Raw genomic sequence first — 18282 nt, forward strand, 5'->3', positions numbered from 1 at the left:
TTCGCTAGATAATGTGCTAAAATGGGGATGAGGTGAATTAGATAGTGAAAAAAATAAGTCTACCTAAACCATTATTTACACAAAATGGTTCCCGTGCTGTATTACTTTTGCACGCATATTCAGGAAGCAGCAATGATGTTCGGATGCTGAGTCGTTATTTAGAGAAAGAAAATTATACGGTGTACTCTCCTAATTTTTCTGGTCATGCAACCATCGACCCAGAAGATATTTTGGAAAAAACAACCAATGATTGGTGGCAAGATACAGTGGATGCTATTCAATTTTTAAAGGACAAAGGATATCAGGAAATTGCTGTTTTTGGTCTTTCGATGGGTGGTATTTTTACGATGGGCGCATTAACAAGTCAACTAGCAGGAATTATCGGTGGTGGTTTTTTCTGTTCACCAATTTTTCCAGTAAAAAATAAAGTGCCAGAAAATTTCGTTCTTTATGCTGATAAAGTGTTAAAGACAGCTGGCGTTTCAACTGAAGAACGAGCAGAACGAATGGTAAAAATCAAAGAAGCATCCTACGTTCAATTAAAAAACATTGAGTCTTTCTCTGAGCAGACGGCTAATCAACTTGGTCAAATTAACGTTCCTGTCTTTATGGCACAAGCTGGAAAAGATGAAATGATTGATCCGATGGGTGTCTATCAGACAGCTCATGCACTGACCCAAACACGATTTACATTAAACTGGTATCCAAATAGCGGACATGTGCTGACCATTGGACCAGATCATAAACAACTAGAACAAGATGTATTCGCATTTTTAAATACATTGTCTTGGAATGAGGAGAATAAATGACAAAACAAACAATCAAGGAGAAAATCCTATCTTTTATGGAAAACCATACGAAAAAAAGTTTTTCCATGGAAGAAATCGCGGAAGGCTTGCAATTGCAAAAGAGCTCAGATTTTAAGCTGTTAGTTCAAACTATTGCAACGATGGAGCGCGAAAAATCAGTAGAATTTAATAAAAAAGGTAAGATTCGTTTACCACAAAAAAATGGGGATATCGAAGGAACTTTTCGTGCAAATGAGCGCGGTTTTGGTTTTGTGACCATCGACCCAGAAGAGGCTGATGTCTATATTCCAAAAGAAGCTGTCAATTTTGCGATGGACGGTGATATTGTCGTAATCGATATCGTTCAACCAGCCGATGCTTTTTCTGATCGTGGAGCTGAAGGAAAAGTCGTGGAAATAAAAACTCGTGCGATTACTCAAGTCGTTGGTGAATTTATTGCTTATGATGAAAAAGAAGTAAGTGAAACCGATCTATATGGCTATGCAGTTCCAAAGGATAAAAAAATGACAGGTCTAACATTCAATATTGCTGCTCAAGGAATCAAACCAGTTGACGGGAGTATTGTAATCGTAGAAGTAACGCATTATCCTGAAAAAGAATACCCAAAGAGCTTAGAAGGAATCGTCAAAAAAGTAGTAGGCCATAAAAATGATCCAGGAATGGATATTCTATCGATCGTCGTGGCTCACGGCATCCCAACAAGTTTTCCAGATGAAGTGGTCGCTGAAGCTGACAAAGTACCTGATGCAATTTCAGATGATGATATCAAAGGCCGTAGGGACTTACGTGATCAAATGATTGTCACAATTGATGGAGAAGACGCCAAAGATTTAGATGATGCAGTGACGGTACGAAAATTAGAAAACGGTAATTATTTCTTAGGTGTGCATATTGCAGATGTTTCTTATTATGTTACTGAAGGCAGTGAGTTAGACCAAGAAGCGTATGAACGTGGCACGAGTGTTTATTTAACTGACCGTGTTGTACCAATGATTCCGCAACGTTTGTCAAATGGTATCTGTTCATTAAACCCTAACGTGCCAAGACTTACAATGAGTTGTGAGATGGAAATAACACCAGAAGGTCACGTAGTGAAGCATGACATTTTCCAAAGTGTGATCCAAACAACTGAACGAATGACTTATACAGCAGTCAATGAAATTTTAGAAGAACAAAAACCAGAAACCATGAAGCGTTACAAAAAGTTAGTAAAGATGTTTAACGAAATGGGCGAACTGCATCACATTCTTGAACAAATGCGGGAAAATCGTGGTGCGATTTCGTTTGAAGACAGAGAAGCCAAAGTGTTGGTTGACGCAAATGGACATCCACATGATATACTACTTCGCACGCGTGGGGTAGGTGAACGCTTGATCGAATCATTTATGTTAGCAGCGAATGAAACAGTTGCTAAGCACTTCAATGAATTAAAATTACCATTTATTTATCGGATCCATGAACAACCAAAAGAAGAAAAAATGCAACGTTTCTTCGATTTTGCAGCTGTATTGGGCATTTTAGTTAAAGGAACAAAGGCAGACATTACACCAAAAGATTTACAAAAAGTTTTGGAACAAGTTGCTGACAAACCTGAAGAAGCAGTTATCAATACAATGTTGCTACGCAGTATGCAGCAAGCGCGTTATTCAGAAGATAATTACGGTCATTATGGTTTAGCAGCGGAGTATTATACTCACTTTACTTCACCGATCCGTCGTTACCCAGATTTGATCGTTCATCGATTGATCCGCAGTTACGAAGGCAACGTTTCAGAAAAACTAAAAGAAAAATGGGAACAAGTTTTACCAGATATTGCTGATCATAGTTCGAGAATGGAACGTCGGGCAGTTGAGACAGAACGTGAAGTTGACTCAATGAAGAAAGCAGAATTTATGGCGGATAAAATTGGTGAAGAATACGATGGTGTCATTAGCTCGGTGACTCGTTTTGGACTGTTTGTAGAGCTACCGAATACGATAGAAGGATTGATTCACGTTAATAATCTAAAACAAGATTACTTCCATTTTATTGAAAATCATATGGCTCTTGTTGGTGAACGAACAGGAATGACTCTAAAAATCGGTCAAAAAGTCAAAGTTAAAGTAGACAAAGCAGATCCTGAAACCAGAGAAATCGATTTTGAATTTCTGGAAGCTGAAGAAGTTGAAAGAATCGAAGCACCAAAACAAAAGAAACGTCAAGATGGACGTCGAAAACGGACTTCAGACCGTAAAGTTATGGATAAAAAACCATTTACTCAAAAGAAAAACAAGAAAAAGGGCAAAAAACCATTTTATAAAGAAGTAGCTAAAAAGAAAAAACCGAAGAAACAAAAGAAAAAATAGAAAACGGAGGAATGGGTATGCCAAAAGGGGAAGGCAAACTGATTGCCCAAAATCGTAAGGCACGGCATGACTATACTGTTGTTGATACAATGGAAGCTGGGATTGTTTTACAAGGAACAGAAATCAAATCAATTCGAAATGGACGAATCAATTTAAAAGACGGATTTGCTAGAATCAGAAATGGAGAAGCTTACCTGCTCAATGTACACATCAGTCCTTATGAGCAGGGAAACATTTTTAATCATGATCCTTTACGGACAAGAAAATTATTACTGCACAAAAAACAAATCGCTAAATTGATTGCCGAGACAAAAAATACAGGGATCACGATTATCCCGCTAAAAGTTTATATCCGTAATGGTTATGCTAAAGTTTTAATCGGTCTTGCAAAAGGGAAAAAGCAATACGACAAACGAGAAGATTTGAAGCGTAAAGAAATCAATCGTGAAATTAACCGGACACTTAAAAATAATTTAAGATAATTTATCAAAATTCGTGCATTTTTGCATGAAATAAAACCATTTTAAAGTTGATTTTATTCTTTTTCGCATATTTATTTTCTTTGCTTTATCTTAAGCGGAAAATTTGGTAGAGTGTAAAGGAAATGATGAGTTTTCATCGTTTTTTCAGTAACTGACCTTCGTACTGCCAAACACCAAAAGGACTCTATTCTTTTAATATTTTGTCATATTAAAAGAAGTGTCCAATTTTCATGAAATTCTTTTGAAATTATTCATCGTTGGTGGTATGATACGTGTGGTTAAGAAATAGAAGCCTTTTAAGCTTCTCGCAAGTTTGTTGGAAAAGAGGTGAAATAATTTGGAAGAGAAGACACTACTCTTCAAGATTGGGCCAATTTGGTTTGACGGAACGATTTGTTTAATGGTTCTGTTAACATGTGTCATTGTCTTTGGGATAGTATATTTCTGCACAAGGAATATTCAAATGAAACCTAAAGGCAAACAAAATGTCATTGAATATCTCATTGATTTTGTTCGAAGTATCATTACCGACAATATGCCGAGTAAAGAAGTAACAAATTTTCACCTACTAGCATTCACGATGTTTATGTTCGTTTTAGTTGCTAACATCATTGGTTTAGTAACGAAAGTGGCAATCGGGGATTACACATATTGGAAGAGCCCAACAGCCGATCCAATGGTTACCTTGACATTAGCATTGATCATGATTGCTTTAACACATTTCTTCAGTGTTAGTCGTTTTGGCTTAAAAGGATATTTCAAAAACAGCTTTTTAAGTCCGGTATCTTTCTTAATGCCGATCAAGTTGATGGAAGAATTTACGAACTTGCTTACGTTGGCGCTACGTTTATACGGAAATATTTTTGCCGGTGAAGTATTACTTGGACTGATTGCAGGACTTGTATCCAGCGTTGGACTTTGGACAATTCCACTCGCAATACCGCTAGAGATGATTTGGTTAGCCTTCTCATTATTTATCGGCGGAATTCAAGCATTTATTTTTGTAACATTATCAATGGTTTACATGGCTCATAAAGTTGAAGTCGAAGAATAAACAATAAATAAAAACAACTATTTCTTAGGAGGAAAACAATAATGAATTATATCGCAGCAGCAATCGCAGTTTTCGGAGCAGCAATCGGAGCCGCTTACGGTAACGGAAAAGTTATCTCAAAAACAATCGAATCAATGACACGCCAACCAGAAATGGCTGGACAACTAAGAACAACAATGTTTATCGGGGTAGCCTTGATCGAAGCGGTTCCTATTCTAGGTGTAGTTATTGCATTGTTATTAGTGCTTAAATAATCTCTTTAGAAGGCAGGACGCTGAGTTTTTTTAAACGCCACGCGTTACTGCTTTCTTTGCTGCGAATCACTGCGACTGCCTCCGGCAGAGCAGATGATGAGCAGTACTTGGCGAACGAAGAGAGAGAAGTAACCGATTAAAAGAACCATCAAACTTCTCCAAAATAAAGCAGACCACTCAAAACATCAAGTATACTTCAAAAGTTCTAACCAAAGGCAGAGCAGATGTTGAGCAGTACTTGGCGAACGCAGTGAGAGAAGTAACAATTAAAAGAACCATCAAATCATTCACCCAAAAAAGGTGAATCAAACCATACAAAGAACGTAATTCAACAACATTACCAAAGAGAATTGCAGAGAAAGGAAGTTGAAACTTCATGCTAGATTATTTAGTAATCGGTGAAGCAGGACCTAGTACAACAATTGGAACGATGATTGTCGTAAGTGGCGCTTTTCTAATTTTGATGCTTCTAATCAAGAAATTCGCTTGGGAAGCAATCACTGATATGTTAAAAAAACGTGAAGATAAAATTGCCAATGATTTAGATTCTGCAGAACAATCTCGAATAGCAGCCGCTAAGTTGCAAGAAGAACGCCAGCAAAAATTGCTTTCTTCTAAATCTGAAGCAGCAGAAATTATTAAACATGCGAAAGAGAACGGAGATCAAAACCGTCAAAAAATCTTAGCAGAAACCAATGATGAAGTGTCACGTTTACGAGAAAAAGCACGTCTTGATATTTCTCAAGAGCATGAAGAAGCATTGGCCTCTGTTAAAGATGAAGTAGCGAGCTTGTCTCTACAAATTGCAGAGAAAATTTTAAATAAAGAATTGACACCTGATGCACATGATTCTTTAATCAATTCTTATATTGAAGGTTTAGGTAAGTCAAATGAAGTTAGATAAGTATACGGTAGGTAAACGCTATGGCAAAGCTTTGTTTGAACTGGCAATTGAAAATGAAGAAGCCGACAGCATTTATCAAGACTTATTAAAACTTAGAGAGATTTTTCATGAAGTTCCAGAATTAGGAGAGATCTTAAGTGACGTCCGTCTTGAACCATACGAAAAAGACGAAATCATGAAACAATTAGTTAACGGTTTTGATGGAACAATCGAAAACTTCTTATATGTTGTTTATAACTACTCTCGTATGATCGATTTATTATTGATGATCGATGAATACGAAAGACGCTACGATGAACATAAGAGCTTGCTTTTAGGCACAGCTTTGACGGCTGTTCCTTTAACGAAAGAACAACATCAGTTAATGGAAGAAAAAGCAGCAAAACTTTTAGGGTATGAACAAGCTAATTTAATCAATCTGATCGATCCTGAAATTGTTGGCGGCGTAATTATAGAAGCTAACTATAAAGTAATCGATGGTAGTATCCACAAGCAATTAGAACGAATCCAAGAATTGTTATTAAAATAACGTTCAGCACAATAAAGAGGTGAATTGAATGGCTATCAAAGCAGAAGAAATCAGTGCCTTGATTAAGGAACAGATTAAAAATTATCAACAAGAATTAGCAGTCGAAGAAATTGGGACTGTCACATATGTTGGGGATGGAATCGCTCGTGCCCATGGATTAGAAAATGCGATGAGTGGAGAACTACTTGAATTTTCTAATGGCTCATATGGAATGGCGCAAAATTTAGAAACCAATGATGTCGGTATTATCATTTTAGGTGATTTTGAAACCATTCGAGAAGGCGACAAAGTGAAACGCACAGGTAAAATCATGGAAGTCCCTGTTGGCGAAGCAATGATCGGTCGTGTGGTTAATCCATTAGGACAACCAATCGATGGCTTAGGTGAAATCAAAACAGACAAAACACGTCCTGTAGAAGCAGCAGCTCCAGGTGTTATGCAAAGAAAATCAGTTGATCAACCGATGCAAACTGGTCTTAAAGCAATCGATGCGCTTGTACCAATTGGTCGTGGGCAACGTGAATTAGTGATCGGTGACCGTAAAACAGGTAAAACATCTATTGCCATCGATACAATCATCAACCAAAAAGGTCAAGATGTCATTTGTATCTATGTTGCGATCGGCCAAAAAGAATCAACAGTCCGTAACCAAGTTGAAACGTTAAGAGCCTATGGTGCACTTGATTATACAATTATCGTAAATGCTGGAGCGTCTCAACCAGCTCCATTACTTTATATTGCGCCTTATGCAGGAGCTGCGATGGGTGAAGAATTCATGTATAACGGCAAACATGTTTTGATTATCTTTGATGATTTATCAAAACAAGCGGTAGCTTATCGTGAACTGTCATTACTATTACGCCGTCCTCCAGGTCGGGAAGCTTATCCAGGTGATGTTTTCTATCTGCATTCACGTTTACTAGAACGTGCGGCAAAATTAAGTGATGAATTAGGTGGTGGTTCAATGACTGCCTTGCCATTTGTTGAAACACAAGCCGGAGATATTTCAGCTTATATCCCAACAAATGTTATTTCAATCACAGATGGACAAATTTTCCTAGAGAGTGATTTGTTCTATGCTGGTACTCGTCCAGCCGTTGATGCAGGTCTTTCTGTATCACGTGTTGGTGGTTCAGCTCAAATCAAAGCAATGAAAAAAGTAGCTGGTACACTTCGTTTAGATTTAGCAAGCTACCGCGAATTAGAAGCATTCACTCAGTTTGGTTCTGATTTAGATGCGGCAACACAAGCTAAATTAAACCGTGGTCGTCGTACCGTTGAAATTTTAAAACAAAAATTACATGCACCGTTGGCAGTAGAAAAACAAGTTGTTATTCTATATGCGTTGACTCACGGATTTTTAGATAGTATCAGCGTTGCAAAAATTCTAGATTTTGAATCAGAATTATTCGACTTTTTAGATGGAAAACATCCTGAATTATTTGAGACGATTCGTACAACAAAAGATTTGCCAAAATCAGAAGATTTAGATGCTGCAATCAATGAATTCAAAGAACTATTTAGCGCAGCTAATTCTGAAGGATCAACAGCAAAGGATACACTTGAATCAATTCAAAATGCGTAAGAGAGGTGACAAGAATTGGGTGCTTCATTAAATGAAATCAAACAACGCATTGCTTCAACTAAAAAAACCAGTCAGATTACCAACGCTATGCAAATGGTTTCAGGCGCTAAACTGACAAAATCTGAGGCGGCTTCTAGAAGTTTTCAAGAATATGCATCAAAAATCCGTTCTATTGTTACGCATCTTGTTGCAGCTCAATTGAGTGATCTAGAAGAATTGGATTCATATGACAATGAAGAAGCATCAGAAAGCGGAAATTACCATATGATGCTGACATCACGTCCAGTGAAAAAAACGGGTTATATTGTCATTACTTCTGATAAAGGATTGGTCGGCGGCTATAACAGCTCAATATTGAAACAAACGATGAAAATGATGGCAGATGATCATAAATCTCAAGATGAATATGTCTTGATCGCTATTGGTGGAACTGGAGCAGATTTTTTTAAAGCTCGTGGAATAAATGTTGCATACGAGCTTCGTGGTTTAAGCGATCAACCTAGTTTTGATGAAGTTCGAAAAATCGTTTCAACAGCGACTACGATGTATGAAAATGAAGTGTTTGATGAATTGTATGTTTGTTATAACCACCATATCAATTCATTGACAAGCCAATTTCGTGTAGAAAAAATGCTGCCAATTTCTGATTTAGATCCAGATGAAGCAACGACATATGAGCAAGAGTACATTTTAGAACCTTCAGAAGAAGCGATTTTAGATAATTTACTTCCTCAATATGCTGAAAGTTTGATCTATGGTGCTATTATTGATGCAAAAACAGCAGAACATGCTGCTGGGATGACAGCAATGAAAACAGCCACTGATAATGCACAAAATATTATTAGTGATTTAACGATTTCTTATAATCGTGCTCGTCAAGGAGCGATTACACAGGAAATTACCGAAATTGTAGCGGGTGCAGCTGCATTAGAGTAACAATCAAGATTCGAGCTTGTAGTGCTCGAAGTTCTTACTAAGTAATAGAGAAGACAGGTTTTTATCACGACCTCGTTAGGATATAAAACTGTCGAACCTTCGATAGTTTTATGACCTCTTTAACGGTATAAAAATATCAAGAGCTCAGCAGTTTCACAAAAGTCTGAATGCCCAAAAAGTGGATAGTCAGATTGTGCTCCAACTGCTCGCTCTTGAACAATATTTTTATGACCTTTTTTAAACGAAACGGAGGAAAGACACATGAGTTCAGGAAAGATTGTTGAAGTAATCGGTCCCGTTGTTGACGTGGAATTTTCACTAGATCAATCCTTACCGGATATCAACAATGCATTAGTCGTTTATAAAAATGGCGAAGAAAAACAAAAAGTCGTTCTAGAGGTAGCTTTAGAATTAGGGGACGGTGTCATCCGTTCGATCGCAATGGAATCTACTGATGGGTTACAACGCGGAATGGAAGTTATTGATACAGGAAAACCAATCTCAGTTCCTGTTGGGAAAGAAACATTAGGAAGAGTTTTCAACGTTTTAGGCGATACGATCGACTTAGAAGAACCGTTTCCAGAAGATGCGATTCGTAGCGGTATTCATAAAAAAGCCCCTGACTTTGCTGATTTAAGTACAAGTAATGAGATTTTAGAAACAGGGATCAAAGTAATCGATTTATTAGCCCCTTATTTAAAAGGTGGTAAAGTTGGACTATTCGGTGGTGCCGGTGTTGGTAAAACTGTTTTGATTCAAGAATTGATTCATAATATTGCTCAAGAACACGGCGGTATTTCTGTATTTACCGGTGTTGGTGAACGAACTCGTGAGGGGAATGACCTGTATTTTGAAATGAAAGACTCTGGTGTTATTGAAAAAACAGCCATGGTTTTCGGTCAAATGAATGAACCTCCTGGTGCACGTATGCGTGTGGCTTTGACTGGTTTAACAATTGCGGAATATTTCCGTGATGTTGAAGGGCAAGATGTGTTATTATTCATCGATAACATTTTCCGTTTCACACAAGCGGGATCAGAAGTTTCTGCCTTATTAGGTCGGATGCCTTCAGCCGTTGGGTATCAACCAACACTTGCAACTGAAATGGGTCAATTACAAGAACGTATTACATCTACTAAAAAAGGCTCGATCACATCGATTCAAGCAATCTATGTACCAGCCGATGACTATACTGACCCGGCGCCTGCAACAGCATTCGCCCATTTAGATGCAACAACTAACTTAGAGCGTCGTTTAACTGAAATGGGTATTTATCCAGCAGTTGATCCACTAGCTTCTTCTTCTAGCGCTTTAGCACCTGAAGTTGTTGGAGACGAACATTATGCTGTAGCAACAGAAGTACAACACGTATTGCAACGTTACCGTGAGTTACAAGATATCATTGCGATTTTAGGGATGGATGAGTTATCTGATCAAGAAAAAATCTTGGTTGGTCGTGCCCGTCGTATCCAATTCTTCTTATCACAAAACTTTAATGTAGCAGAACAATTTACTGGACAACCTGGTTCTTATGTTCCCGTTGCTGATACAGTTAAAGGCTTTAGAGAAATTCTTGATGGAAAATACGATGACTTACCGGAAGAAGCTTTCCGTAGTGTTGGTAGAATTGAAGACGTTATTGAAAAAGCTAAAACGTTGAACTACTAAAAGGAGGAGACACAGAAATGGATTGTTTAACTGTCAATGTGGTGACTCCTGACGGATTGGTTTATGATCACCGTGCGACGATCGTTGTTGCAAAAACAACAGATGGTGAAATTGGTATCTTACCTAAACATGCACCGATCATCGTTCCTTTAGCAATCGATGAAGTTCGTGTTAAAAGAACGGACTCTGATACACACGTAGATTGGATCGCTGTAAACGGCGGTATTATGGAAGTCCGTGATAATATTGTGTCAATCATTGCCGATAGTGCAGAACGTGAAAGAGATATTGATGTAAGCCGAGCAGAACGTGCAAAACAACGAGCTGAGCGGATGATTGAAAAGGCGAAGGAAAATGCAAATACGGATGAATTACGCCGTGCAACTGTTGCACTTCACCGAGCAATCAATAGAATCAATGTGTCAAAACATACGTAAATTATGAGTGGCTGAGACAGCGAAATAGTGATGTCTCAGCCATCTCTTATAGTAAGACAAAATACCTACATATGTTATTTTTATGAAAGTTAAGAATCTTTATTTTTTGTTTGAGGGAATTTGTGATAAACTATTTCTATATAGTTTAATGAAGCTGAATAGATTTTCACTCAAAGCTGAAGAAACCTATTACGCTTTTATGATGTCTAGCTTTACGGGCTAACTTCTCTGAAAAAAGATAAAATATGTTTGTGACAAAAGAATTGTCACGCTCAAATTTTTCTATTTTTCATTCGAAGTTGAAGGAGCCCATTACGCTTTTAAATTAAGGAGATCAATTTATGCAATTTTTTGGTATTGATGCGGTGATTCGGATCATCTGCCACATGATGTTTATCTATGTAAGTTTTTGGGCGATGCAATCGATCAGAATTGAACAGTTTTTCAAAGCTCATCAAACTTCTCAAGTCCGTTTATTGATTGTTTTGATTTCGATTGTGATCGGGTTTACTGTGAGCTCATTTTTCCTAGAGTTTCTAGCATTGTGCCGTAACTTATTTACTGTATTTTTCCCATAAGGATTGATGGATAAAAAGAAAAGATACTATTTGTTGGTAAATAGTGGTATAATAGAAAAGATTTTGGATCGAAGCATCCAATTCTAACTTTTTTGGGGGGAACAAAATGGAACAGATCATTGTTCATGGTGGTAACCAATTAAAAGGAACTGTGAAAATTGAAGGGGCTAAAAATGCAGTATTGCCAATTTTAGCAGCAACCCTATTAGCAGAAGAAGGAACAACAACATTAAATAATGTACCAATTCTTTCTGATGTTTTTACAATGAACCAAGTAATCAAACATTTAAACGTAGATATTGATTTTAATGAAGAAGAGAACCAAGTCACAATAGATGCAACGCAGCCTTTAGGCATCGAAGCAAATTATGAGTATGTTAGTCAAATGAGAGCATCAATCGTTGTTATGGGCCCGTTATTGGCTCGTAATGGTCATGCAAAAGTTGCTATGCCTGGTGGATGTGCGATTGGTAAAAGGCCAATTGATTTACACTTAAAAGGCTTCCAAGCTTTAGGTGCAAAGATTATTCAAAAAAATGGCTATATCGAAGCAATTGCAGATGAATTGATCGGCAATACGATTTATTTAGATTTTCCAAGTGTGGGTGCGACTCAAAATATCATGATGGCAGCTGTTAAAGCCAAAGGTATGACAGTAATCGAAAATGTTGCTAGAGAGCCTGAAATCGTTGATTTAGCGAATATCCTTAATAAAATGGGTGCTAAAATCGTCGGTGCTGGTACTGAAATGATGCGTATCGAAGGCGTGGATAAACTTCATGCAGTTGAACATTCGATTGTTCAAGATCGTATAGAAGCAGGTACTTTCATGGTTGCAGCAGCGATGACTGAAGGAGATGTTTTGATAGAAGAAGCAATTCCTGAACATAATCGTCCGCTTATTTCTAAATTAACTGAAATGGGTGCTGTTATTCGCGAAGAAAGAGGCGGTTTACGCGTCATTGGTCCTAAAGTAATCAAACCAACGGATGTCAAAACAATGCCGCATCCTGGTTTCCCAACAGATATGCAAGCACAAATGACTGCAATACAAATGGTAGCTGATGGTTCAAGTGTTGTAACTGAGACTGTCTTTGAAAATCGTTTCCAACATTTAGAAGAAATGCAACGAATGAATGCAGATGTGAAAATGGACGGCAATATCGCTATTATCAATGGGAGTCAAACATTACAAGGTGCTGCTGTAGAAGCAACAGATTTACGTGCCGCTGCTGCATTGATTTTAATAGGCTTACGTGCCAAAGGAATCACGCGTGTCTCACATTTAGAATATTTAGACCGCGGTTACTACAAATTCCATGAAAAACTTCAAAAATTGGGTGCAAAAGTGGAACGAGTAAACGACGAAAAAACAACAGAAAAGAAAATGTCAACAGTTAGCTAAAAGGGGAAATAGATATGAGTTCGACACGCTATATTATAGTGACTTTGTTGAAAGTTTTAGTAGTGATTGCCTTAGTGATTATTTTATTTGTTGCCGGCACAATGATCGGTTATGGAGTAGTCGGTGGAGGAAATCCAAAAGATGTGTTCAAAGAAGAAATTTGGACTCATATTCTAGACTTTTTTAAATAGGCATACTATAAGCCAATCCAAACTAGTTCTTAAGTTTGGGTTGGCTTTTTTTGTTTAAGAAAAATAATGCTTATTTTTAAATATTTTTTGTAAAACTCTTGTAATATTTGATGTTTTTTTTGTTTTTTAGAACATTATCTGAGCTTTAACTTCTAAACACAATAAAGATAACTAGATTATTGTTTTTTTAAAACTTTTTAATAAAAATAAAATAATGCCTGATATAACTGTATTTCCAAATGTGATTAGGGCTGTTTTTACTATAAAAAAATGAAAATATTTCCCATGTAACAATCTTTAAAGCGCTTTCTGACAGACTGTAATGTAGCTTTAATTAAATAGTAACCCTTGTAGATTCACCACATGCTATGATAGCTTTCGTACGAATTTTAAGGAGGAAGCTATTTTAATGAAGAAAAAATGGTTGCCAATGTTATTTATTATTTCTTGTTTTATTACTGGGTCAGTGATTCCTGTATATGCGGCGGAAAATAAGAACAATGAAATGAAGAGCTTAACTAGTTATACAGTCGTGTCAGAACAAACAGCGCAAAGCTTATCTAGTTCAATGATTTATTCACTGACAGAAGGAAAAGCATTTAAACTAGTAAAGAATGATATTTTAAATAAAGAGAAGATCGAAAAAGAAAAAGTAGCAAAAGCAGAAGCTATAAAAAAACAAGCTGAATTAGAAAACAAAAAGCCTAAAAACACAAAGCCAGAAGGTCAAACGATAACGATGGAAGCCACCGCTTATTCTTGTAATGAAGGATTTATTGGCGGAGGTAATTTAACAGCGATGGGACAAGATTTACGTGTTGATCCAATGGCAATTGCTGTTGACCCAAGTGTGATCCCACTAGGTACGAAATTATATGTTGAAGGCTATGGAGAAGCTGTTGCTAGTGATACTGGTGGCGCGATCAAAGGAAATATCATCGACCTCCATTTTTCAGATGTATCGCAATGTATCAATTGGGGCAGACGACAAGTTGCAGTGACGATTTTATCGTGATAATGTAGCCTGTTTTATACATTCAATTAATATTTGATTCGGGAAAATGACATTTAGCTTTTAGAATAAGTTATTTCTCCTATCACTGTTTATACAGATTCCAGGTGATTAGTTCATGACTCGAAGAGTTATGGTCTGATCACTTTTTTTGTAGTGTGTAAAAATCTAAAATATCGAATAAGAAAAAAAGTTATATGTTATAATGAAGATTGATTAACGGAAGAAGGAGCGATAAGTATATGAAAGCTGTAATTACTGAAGTGGGTGTTCGTGCATTAGACGAAAAAGAGCCGATGATCATACTTTTTGGTGAAAGTGCCACAGAGGGGTTAAAAGAATATTCTGTAATTCAAAAATTTCAAGAAACTCAATCTTTAAAAATGAAAAAAGGGGATCTATTAAAGATCGATGAACAAGAATATACCATTGATTATGTTGGACCTTTTGCCAACAAAAACTTAAATAGTATTGCCCATGTGACCTTGGTTTTTGCAGAAGTGCCAAAAGAAGATGCCATTGTTAATGGTTTGTACCTCACTCCTAACATTTTTCCAATAATCAACGTTGGAACAATAATAGAATACGTGTCTCGTGGAGTGTGATTGAATGGAACAAGAGAAAGAAAAAGATAAACGCTTTTCTTGGTTTTGGCGGTGGTTTTTAAATAATCAAGTTGTGACGACATTAATGATTGTATTGTTAATTTTGTTGATTTTACTCGTTTTTACAAAAGTCTCGTATTTATTTAAACCAGTTTGGCAGTTTATCGGCGTTGTTGGTTTACCGATGATCATGGCAGGTATTTTATATTACTTAATGAATCCAGTCGTTGATTATCTAGAAAAGAAACGGGTACCTCGCATTTGGAGTATTATCGGACTATTTATACTTGTGATTGCGTTGATCATTTGGGGACTTGTAGTAATTGTTCCTAAAATTCAAGAACAAACTGTTAGTTTCGGAAATCATTTTCCTCAATATATCGATACGCTCGACAATAAGATGCAAGAAATTTTGAGCGATCCTTTTTTTGCACAATTTCGCAGTCAGTTAGAGGATATGGGCGATAAATTGATTAGTTCATTAGGAGATATCATTCGCAATATTTCTACGTTTACAGTACAAGGATTAGGCAGTTTTGTAGGAGCTGTTGCAACCGTTGTTGTCGCTATCATCACAATGCCGTTTATTTTGTTTTATCTTTTAAAAGATGGCAAACAATTAGCGCCGTATTTGATGAAGTTTTTACCAAATAAAATGCGCAAACCGACATTGAAAGTACTAGGAGAAGTCAATTCACAAGTGTCTTCTTATATACGTGGTCAATTGACCGTGGCGTTTGCAGTGGCTGTAATGTTTATTCTTGGCTTTTCATTTATTGGACTGGATTACGCGATTACTTTGGGTATCACAGCAGGTTTTCTTAATTTGATACCGTATCTTGGTTCATTTCTGGCAATGGTACCAGCTGTATTTTTAGGAATTGTAGGTGGACCAGTTTTATTAGCTAAAGTGTTAGTCGTCTTTGTTATTGAGCAAACGATCGAAGGACGTGTGATTTCCCCCTTAGTATTAGGTAGTCAGTTAGACATCCATCCAGTGACGATTTTAGTCGTGCTGTTGACGTCTGGCAAGTTATTCGGTGTTGTAGGCGTTATTCTGGGAATACCTGTCTATGCCGCAGCTAAGGTCATCATTACGCATATATTTGAATGGTATAAAGATGTTTCAAGTCTGTATCATGAAGAAGAAGAATTAAGAAAACTTGAATAAAAAAAGCCGAAATGGACAAATCTGTCTGTTTCGGCTTTTCGATTCTTAGAATGTTTTTCCTAAAGTTGTTGCTTGGTCCATTGCTGCATCTAATAATTCTTCGGCTTTTTCCGGATGGTGATCGATTCCTTCGATAAATAATTGATCGACTTCAGCAACACCAATGAAGTTTAAAATACCTTTTACATATTGAGAAGCAAAATCTTGACCTTCATAAAAACCGCCATTTGATTGAATATGCAAAGCTTTTTTGCCATTAGTTAAAGGTTTAGGACCTTCTTCAGTATATTTAAACGTTTTGCCAGCGACATTGATCGTATCAACCCATGCTTTTAAGCGAGTTGGGACATTTAAATTCCACAAAGCGTTAGCGATAACGACTTTGTCAGCGCCTAGGAATTGATCTGTCAATTCGTTGAAACGAGCAACCTTTGTTTGTTGGCTTTCATTTAGAGCTGTAAATTCAGTACCAGTACGTAACGCACCCCAACCAGAAAGTAATTCTTCATCAATTTCTGGAACAAAATCAGCGTAGACATCCAGTACGTCGATCTCATCAGCTGGGTTTTGAGTTTTATAACTTTCTAAAAAAGTTTCTAATGCTCGGACAGAACGAGATTCTTCCTTAGTAAGCGGGTGTGCTTTGACAACAAGTAATTTTGACATGTAAAATCTCCTTTAAATACCTAAGTATCATTATTTATAAACAAAAACTATTTTACTAATAAAAAGTAAGAAAATCAAGTTTTTACTTAAATTCCATAAAAAAACAAGTATTCATAAGCTGAATACCTGTTTTCTTCTATTAAAAAGCGTGCGATAGTTGTTGCATTCCACCAATCACATGAACTGCATGAAACCCTTTAGAAGCCATGAAAGATGCGATGATTTCAGAACGGCGTCCGCTGTAACTAATAATATGATAGGTCTTTTCTTTATTTAGCTGTTTTAGCATATTTGGTAAAACAGTGGCTGGTAGTGACATTGAGTGTGCTAAGTGTCCTTGTAAAAAACTTTCCGTTTCACGAATATCGATGACATTAAGGTCATTTTTAGTGTAAAGTGTTTCAAAATCAGGAGTAGAAATTGATTCAAACATGTAACTCATCCTTTGAAAATATATATTTTTTAAAACTATGGGATAGATTGTAACTCTTTTGAAGAAGGTTTGCAATCGGACTTTTACATTTCTTAATAGTTGTCTAAAAACAATATTTTCATTTGCTTTTTGAAAAGGGTTGCAAATAAATTAGAAAGATGATATGATATCCATGTAATAAGGATTGTTACTGTTCGGCAGGCAAAACCTGAATCTTCCATAGTAGTTTGTTTGGGCGGATTCTAGGTTTTTTTCATTTGTATTTGTAAAAGTGAGGTTCATCATGTATATTGAAAAAATTTTAAACAACAATGTCGTCATGACAAAAAATGAATCAGGTGAAGAAATCGTCTGTATGGGCCGAGGACTAGCATTTCAAAAAAAAATCGGTGATTTGATCGATCCAACTTTTATTGAAAAAGAGTTTGTTCTTAAAGATTCCATCACTTCTGGACAATTTCAGCAATTGTTTGCGGATATTCCGTTAGAAGAAGTAGAGATTGTTAAAACAATCGTGGATATGGCTGAAGAGGATTTAGGAATCGAGCTTTCATCGAACATCTATTTAACATTGACGGATCACGTGCATTACGCCATCATGAGAGCTAAAGAAGGTCTTGAGATGCCCAATCCATTAATGTTTGAAACAAAAAAGTTTTATCCTAAAGAATTTGCTATTGCTAGAAAAGGGGTAGCGTTAATCAAGGAAAAACTGGACATCGATTTTTCAGAAAGTGAAGCAGGTTTTATTGCATTTCATATTGTAAACAGCGAGCAGGCTAATGGTAATATGGAAGTGACGATGTCAGCCACTGAAATGGTACGAGATATTCTAACGATCATCAGTCGTTATTTTGGTACACCGTTCGATGAAGACTCATTGAACTATCAAAGAATCGTAACGCACTTACAATATTTTGCTCAACGTTATCTGCAAAATGAAGCACATGATGAAGAAGATGACTTTCTTTATGAGCTGATTCAAAGCAAGTATCCCAAGGCATTTCAATCAGTGCAAAGAATCAATGATTATCTAGTCAAAAAATATCAAAAACCAATTGACAAAGCAGAACAAATTTATTTGACTATTCATATTCAGCGAGTAGCTGGAGAGAGAAAAATGTAGTATTTATTCATTAAAAATTTAACTTTCAATCGAAGCGGATTGTTACTGTTTAACAGGCAAAACCTAGATTGAAAAAACAAGAGATTCATCTA

At 36.6% G+C, this 18282-nt stretch carries 20 protein-coding genes; 18 read left to right on the forward strand and 2 right to left on the reverse strand.

Annotation, left to right across the window (positions count from 1 at the left end):
• The first annotated feature begins 41 nt into the window (after positions 1-41).
• The 17 genes from I583_RS04005 to I583_RS04080 all read left to right on the forward strand — a co-directional run bounded on the left by I583_RS04005 (position 42) and on the right by I583_RS04080 (position 15965).
• A complete protein-coding gene (locus tag I583_RS04005) occupies positions 42-809 on the forward strand; it encodes an alpha/beta hydrolase (RefSeq protein ID WP_034682642.1) in 768 nt (255 codons plus the stop codon).
• Positions 806-3154: a ribonuclease R gene (rnr, locus tag I583_RS04010; protein ID WP_010763286.1), complete on the forward strand. Its 2349-nt coding sequence runs from the start codon at positions 806-808 to the stop codon at positions 3152-3154. The genes I583_RS04005 and rnr overlap by 4 nt, the downstream gene beginning before the upstream one ends.
• Positions 3155-3171: 17 nt before the next feature.
• Positions 3172-3636, forward strand: a complete 465-nt coding sequence (smpB, locus tag I583_RS04015; protein ID WP_010763287.1) for an SsrA-binding protein SmpB — start codon at positions 3172-3174, stop codon at positions 3634-3636.
• Positions 3637-3973: 337 nt separating this feature from the next.
• Positions 3974-4690 (forward strand): F0F1 ATP synthase subunit A, encoded by a 717-nt coding sequence (gene atpB / locus I583_RS04020; RefSeq protein ID WP_010763288.1) that lies wholly within the window; start codon positions 3974-3976, stop codon positions 4688-4690.
• Positions 4691-4731: 41 nt separating this feature from the next.
• The gene (atpE, locus tag I583_RS04025; RefSeq protein WP_010763289.1) at positions 4732-4944 is read left to right on the forward strand and encodes a F0F1 ATP synthase subunit C; all 213 of its coding nucleotides are present in this window, start codon (positions 4732-4734) and stop codon (positions 4942-4944) included.
• A gap of 376 nt (positions 4945-5320) precedes the next feature.
• Complete coding sequence (gene atpF / locus I583_RS04030; protein ID WP_010763290.1) at positions 5321-5848, forward strand: F0F1 ATP synthase subunit B; 528 nt, start codon at positions 5321-5323, stop codon at positions 5846-5848.
• Positions 5835-6377 (forward strand): ATP synthase F1 subunit delta, encoded by a 543-nt coding sequence (gene atpH / locus I583_RS04035; RefSeq protein ID WP_010763291.1) that lies wholly within the window; start codon positions 5835-5837, stop codon positions 6375-6377. Before atpF ends, atpH begins: the two co-directional genes overlap by 14 nt.
• A 28-nt stretch (positions 6378-6405) precedes the next feature.
• Positions 6406-7962 (forward strand): F0F1 ATP synthase subunit alpha, encoded by a 1557-nt coding sequence (gene atpA / locus I583_RS04040; protein WP_010763292.1) that lies wholly within the window; start codon positions 6406-6408, stop codon positions 7960-7962.
• A 15-nt stretch (positions 7963-7977) separates the two neighbouring features.
• On the forward strand, positions 7978-8898 hold the full coding sequence (locus tag I583_RS04045) for a F0F1 ATP synthase subunit gamma (RefSeq protein WP_010763293.1): 921 nt from the start codon (positions 7978-7980) through the stop codon (positions 8896-8898).
• A 261-nt stretch (positions 8899-9159) separates the two neighbouring features.
• Positions 9160-10566, forward strand: coding sequence for a F0F1 ATP synthase subunit beta (atpD, locus tag I583_RS04050; protein ID WP_010763294.1), 1407 nt, complete (start codon positions 9160-9162; stop codon positions 10564-10566).
• Positions 10567-10583: 17 nt separating this feature from the next.
• Positions 10584-11003 carry a F0F1 ATP synthase subunit epsilon gene (locus I583_RS04055; RefSeq protein ID WP_010763295.1) on the forward strand — a complete coding sequence of 140 codons (420 nt, stop codon included), beginning with the start codon at positions 10584-10586 and terminating at the stop codon, positions 11001-11003.
• A gap of 341 nt (positions 11004-11344) precedes the next feature.
• Positions 11345-11581: a DUF1146 family protein gene (locus tag I583_RS04060; RefSeq protein WP_010763296.1), complete on the forward strand. Its 237-nt coding sequence runs from the start codon at positions 11345-11347 to the stop codon at positions 11579-11581.
• Positions 11582-11687: 106 nt separating this feature from the next.
• Positions 11688-12986: a UDP-N-acetylglucosamine 1-carboxyvinyltransferase gene (gene murA, locus I583_RS04065; protein WP_010763297.1), complete on the forward strand. Its 1299-nt coding sequence runs from the start codon at positions 11688-11690 to the stop codon at positions 12984-12986.
• Positions 12987-13000: 14 nt separating this feature from the next.
• Positions 13001-13177, forward strand: coding sequence for a DNA-directed RNA polymerase subunit beta (locus I583_RS16420; protein WP_010763298.1), 177 nt, complete (start codon positions 13001-13003; stop codon positions 13175-13177).
• A 409-nt stretch (positions 13178-13586) separates the two neighbouring features.
• A complete protein-coding gene (locus I583_RS04070; RefSeq protein ID WP_010763299.1) occupies positions 13587-14192 on the forward strand; it encodes a 3D domain-containing protein in 606 nt (201 codons plus the stop codon).
• Positions 14193-14431: 239 nt separating this feature from the next.
• Positions 14432-14794 carry a PTS glucitol/sorbitol transporter subunit IIA gene (locus I583_RS04075; protein ID WP_010763300.1) on the forward strand — a complete coding sequence of 121 codons (363 nt, stop codon included), beginning with the start codon at positions 14432-14434 and terminating at the stop codon, positions 14792-14794.
• A 4-nt stretch (positions 14795-14798) separates the two neighbouring features.
• The gene (locus tag I583_RS04080) at positions 14799-15965 is read left to right on the forward strand and encodes an AI-2E family transporter (protein ID WP_010763301.1); all 1167 of its coding nucleotides are present in this window, start codon (positions 14799-14801) and stop codon (positions 15963-15965) included.
• A gap of 45 nt (positions 15966-16010) precedes the next feature.
• Here the strand turns inward: I583_RS04080 and I583_RS04085 are convergent, their stop codons facing one another.
• Positions 16011-16631 carry an FMN-dependent NADH-azoreductase gene (locus tag I583_RS04085; protein WP_010763302.1) on the reverse strand — a complete coding sequence of 207 codons (621 nt, stop codon included), beginning with the start codon at positions 16629-16631 and terminating at the stop codon, positions 16011-16013.
• Positions 16632-16770: 139 nt separating this feature from the next.
• Positions 16771-17064: a rhodanese-like domain-containing protein gene (locus I583_RS04090; RefSeq protein ID WP_010763303.1), complete on the reverse strand. Its 294-nt coding sequence runs from the start codon at positions 17062-17064 to the stop codon at positions 16771-16773.
• Between the two features lie 283 nt (positions 17065-17347).
• On the opposite strand from I583_RS04090, the gene licT reads away from it, so the two are divergent.
• A complete protein-coding gene (licT, locus tag I583_RS04095) occupies positions 17348-18190 on the forward strand; it encodes a BglG family transcription antiterminator LicT (RefSeq protein WP_010763304.1) in 843 nt (280 codons plus the stop codon).
• The last annotated feature ends 92 nt before the right edge of the window (positions 18191-18282 follow it).

The sequence above is a fragment of the Enterococcus haemoperoxidus ATCC BAA-382 genome (assembly GCF_000407165.1).
GTDB lineage: Bacteria > Bacillota > Bacilli > Lactobacillales > Enterococcaceae > Enterococcus_L > Enterococcus_L haemoperoxidus.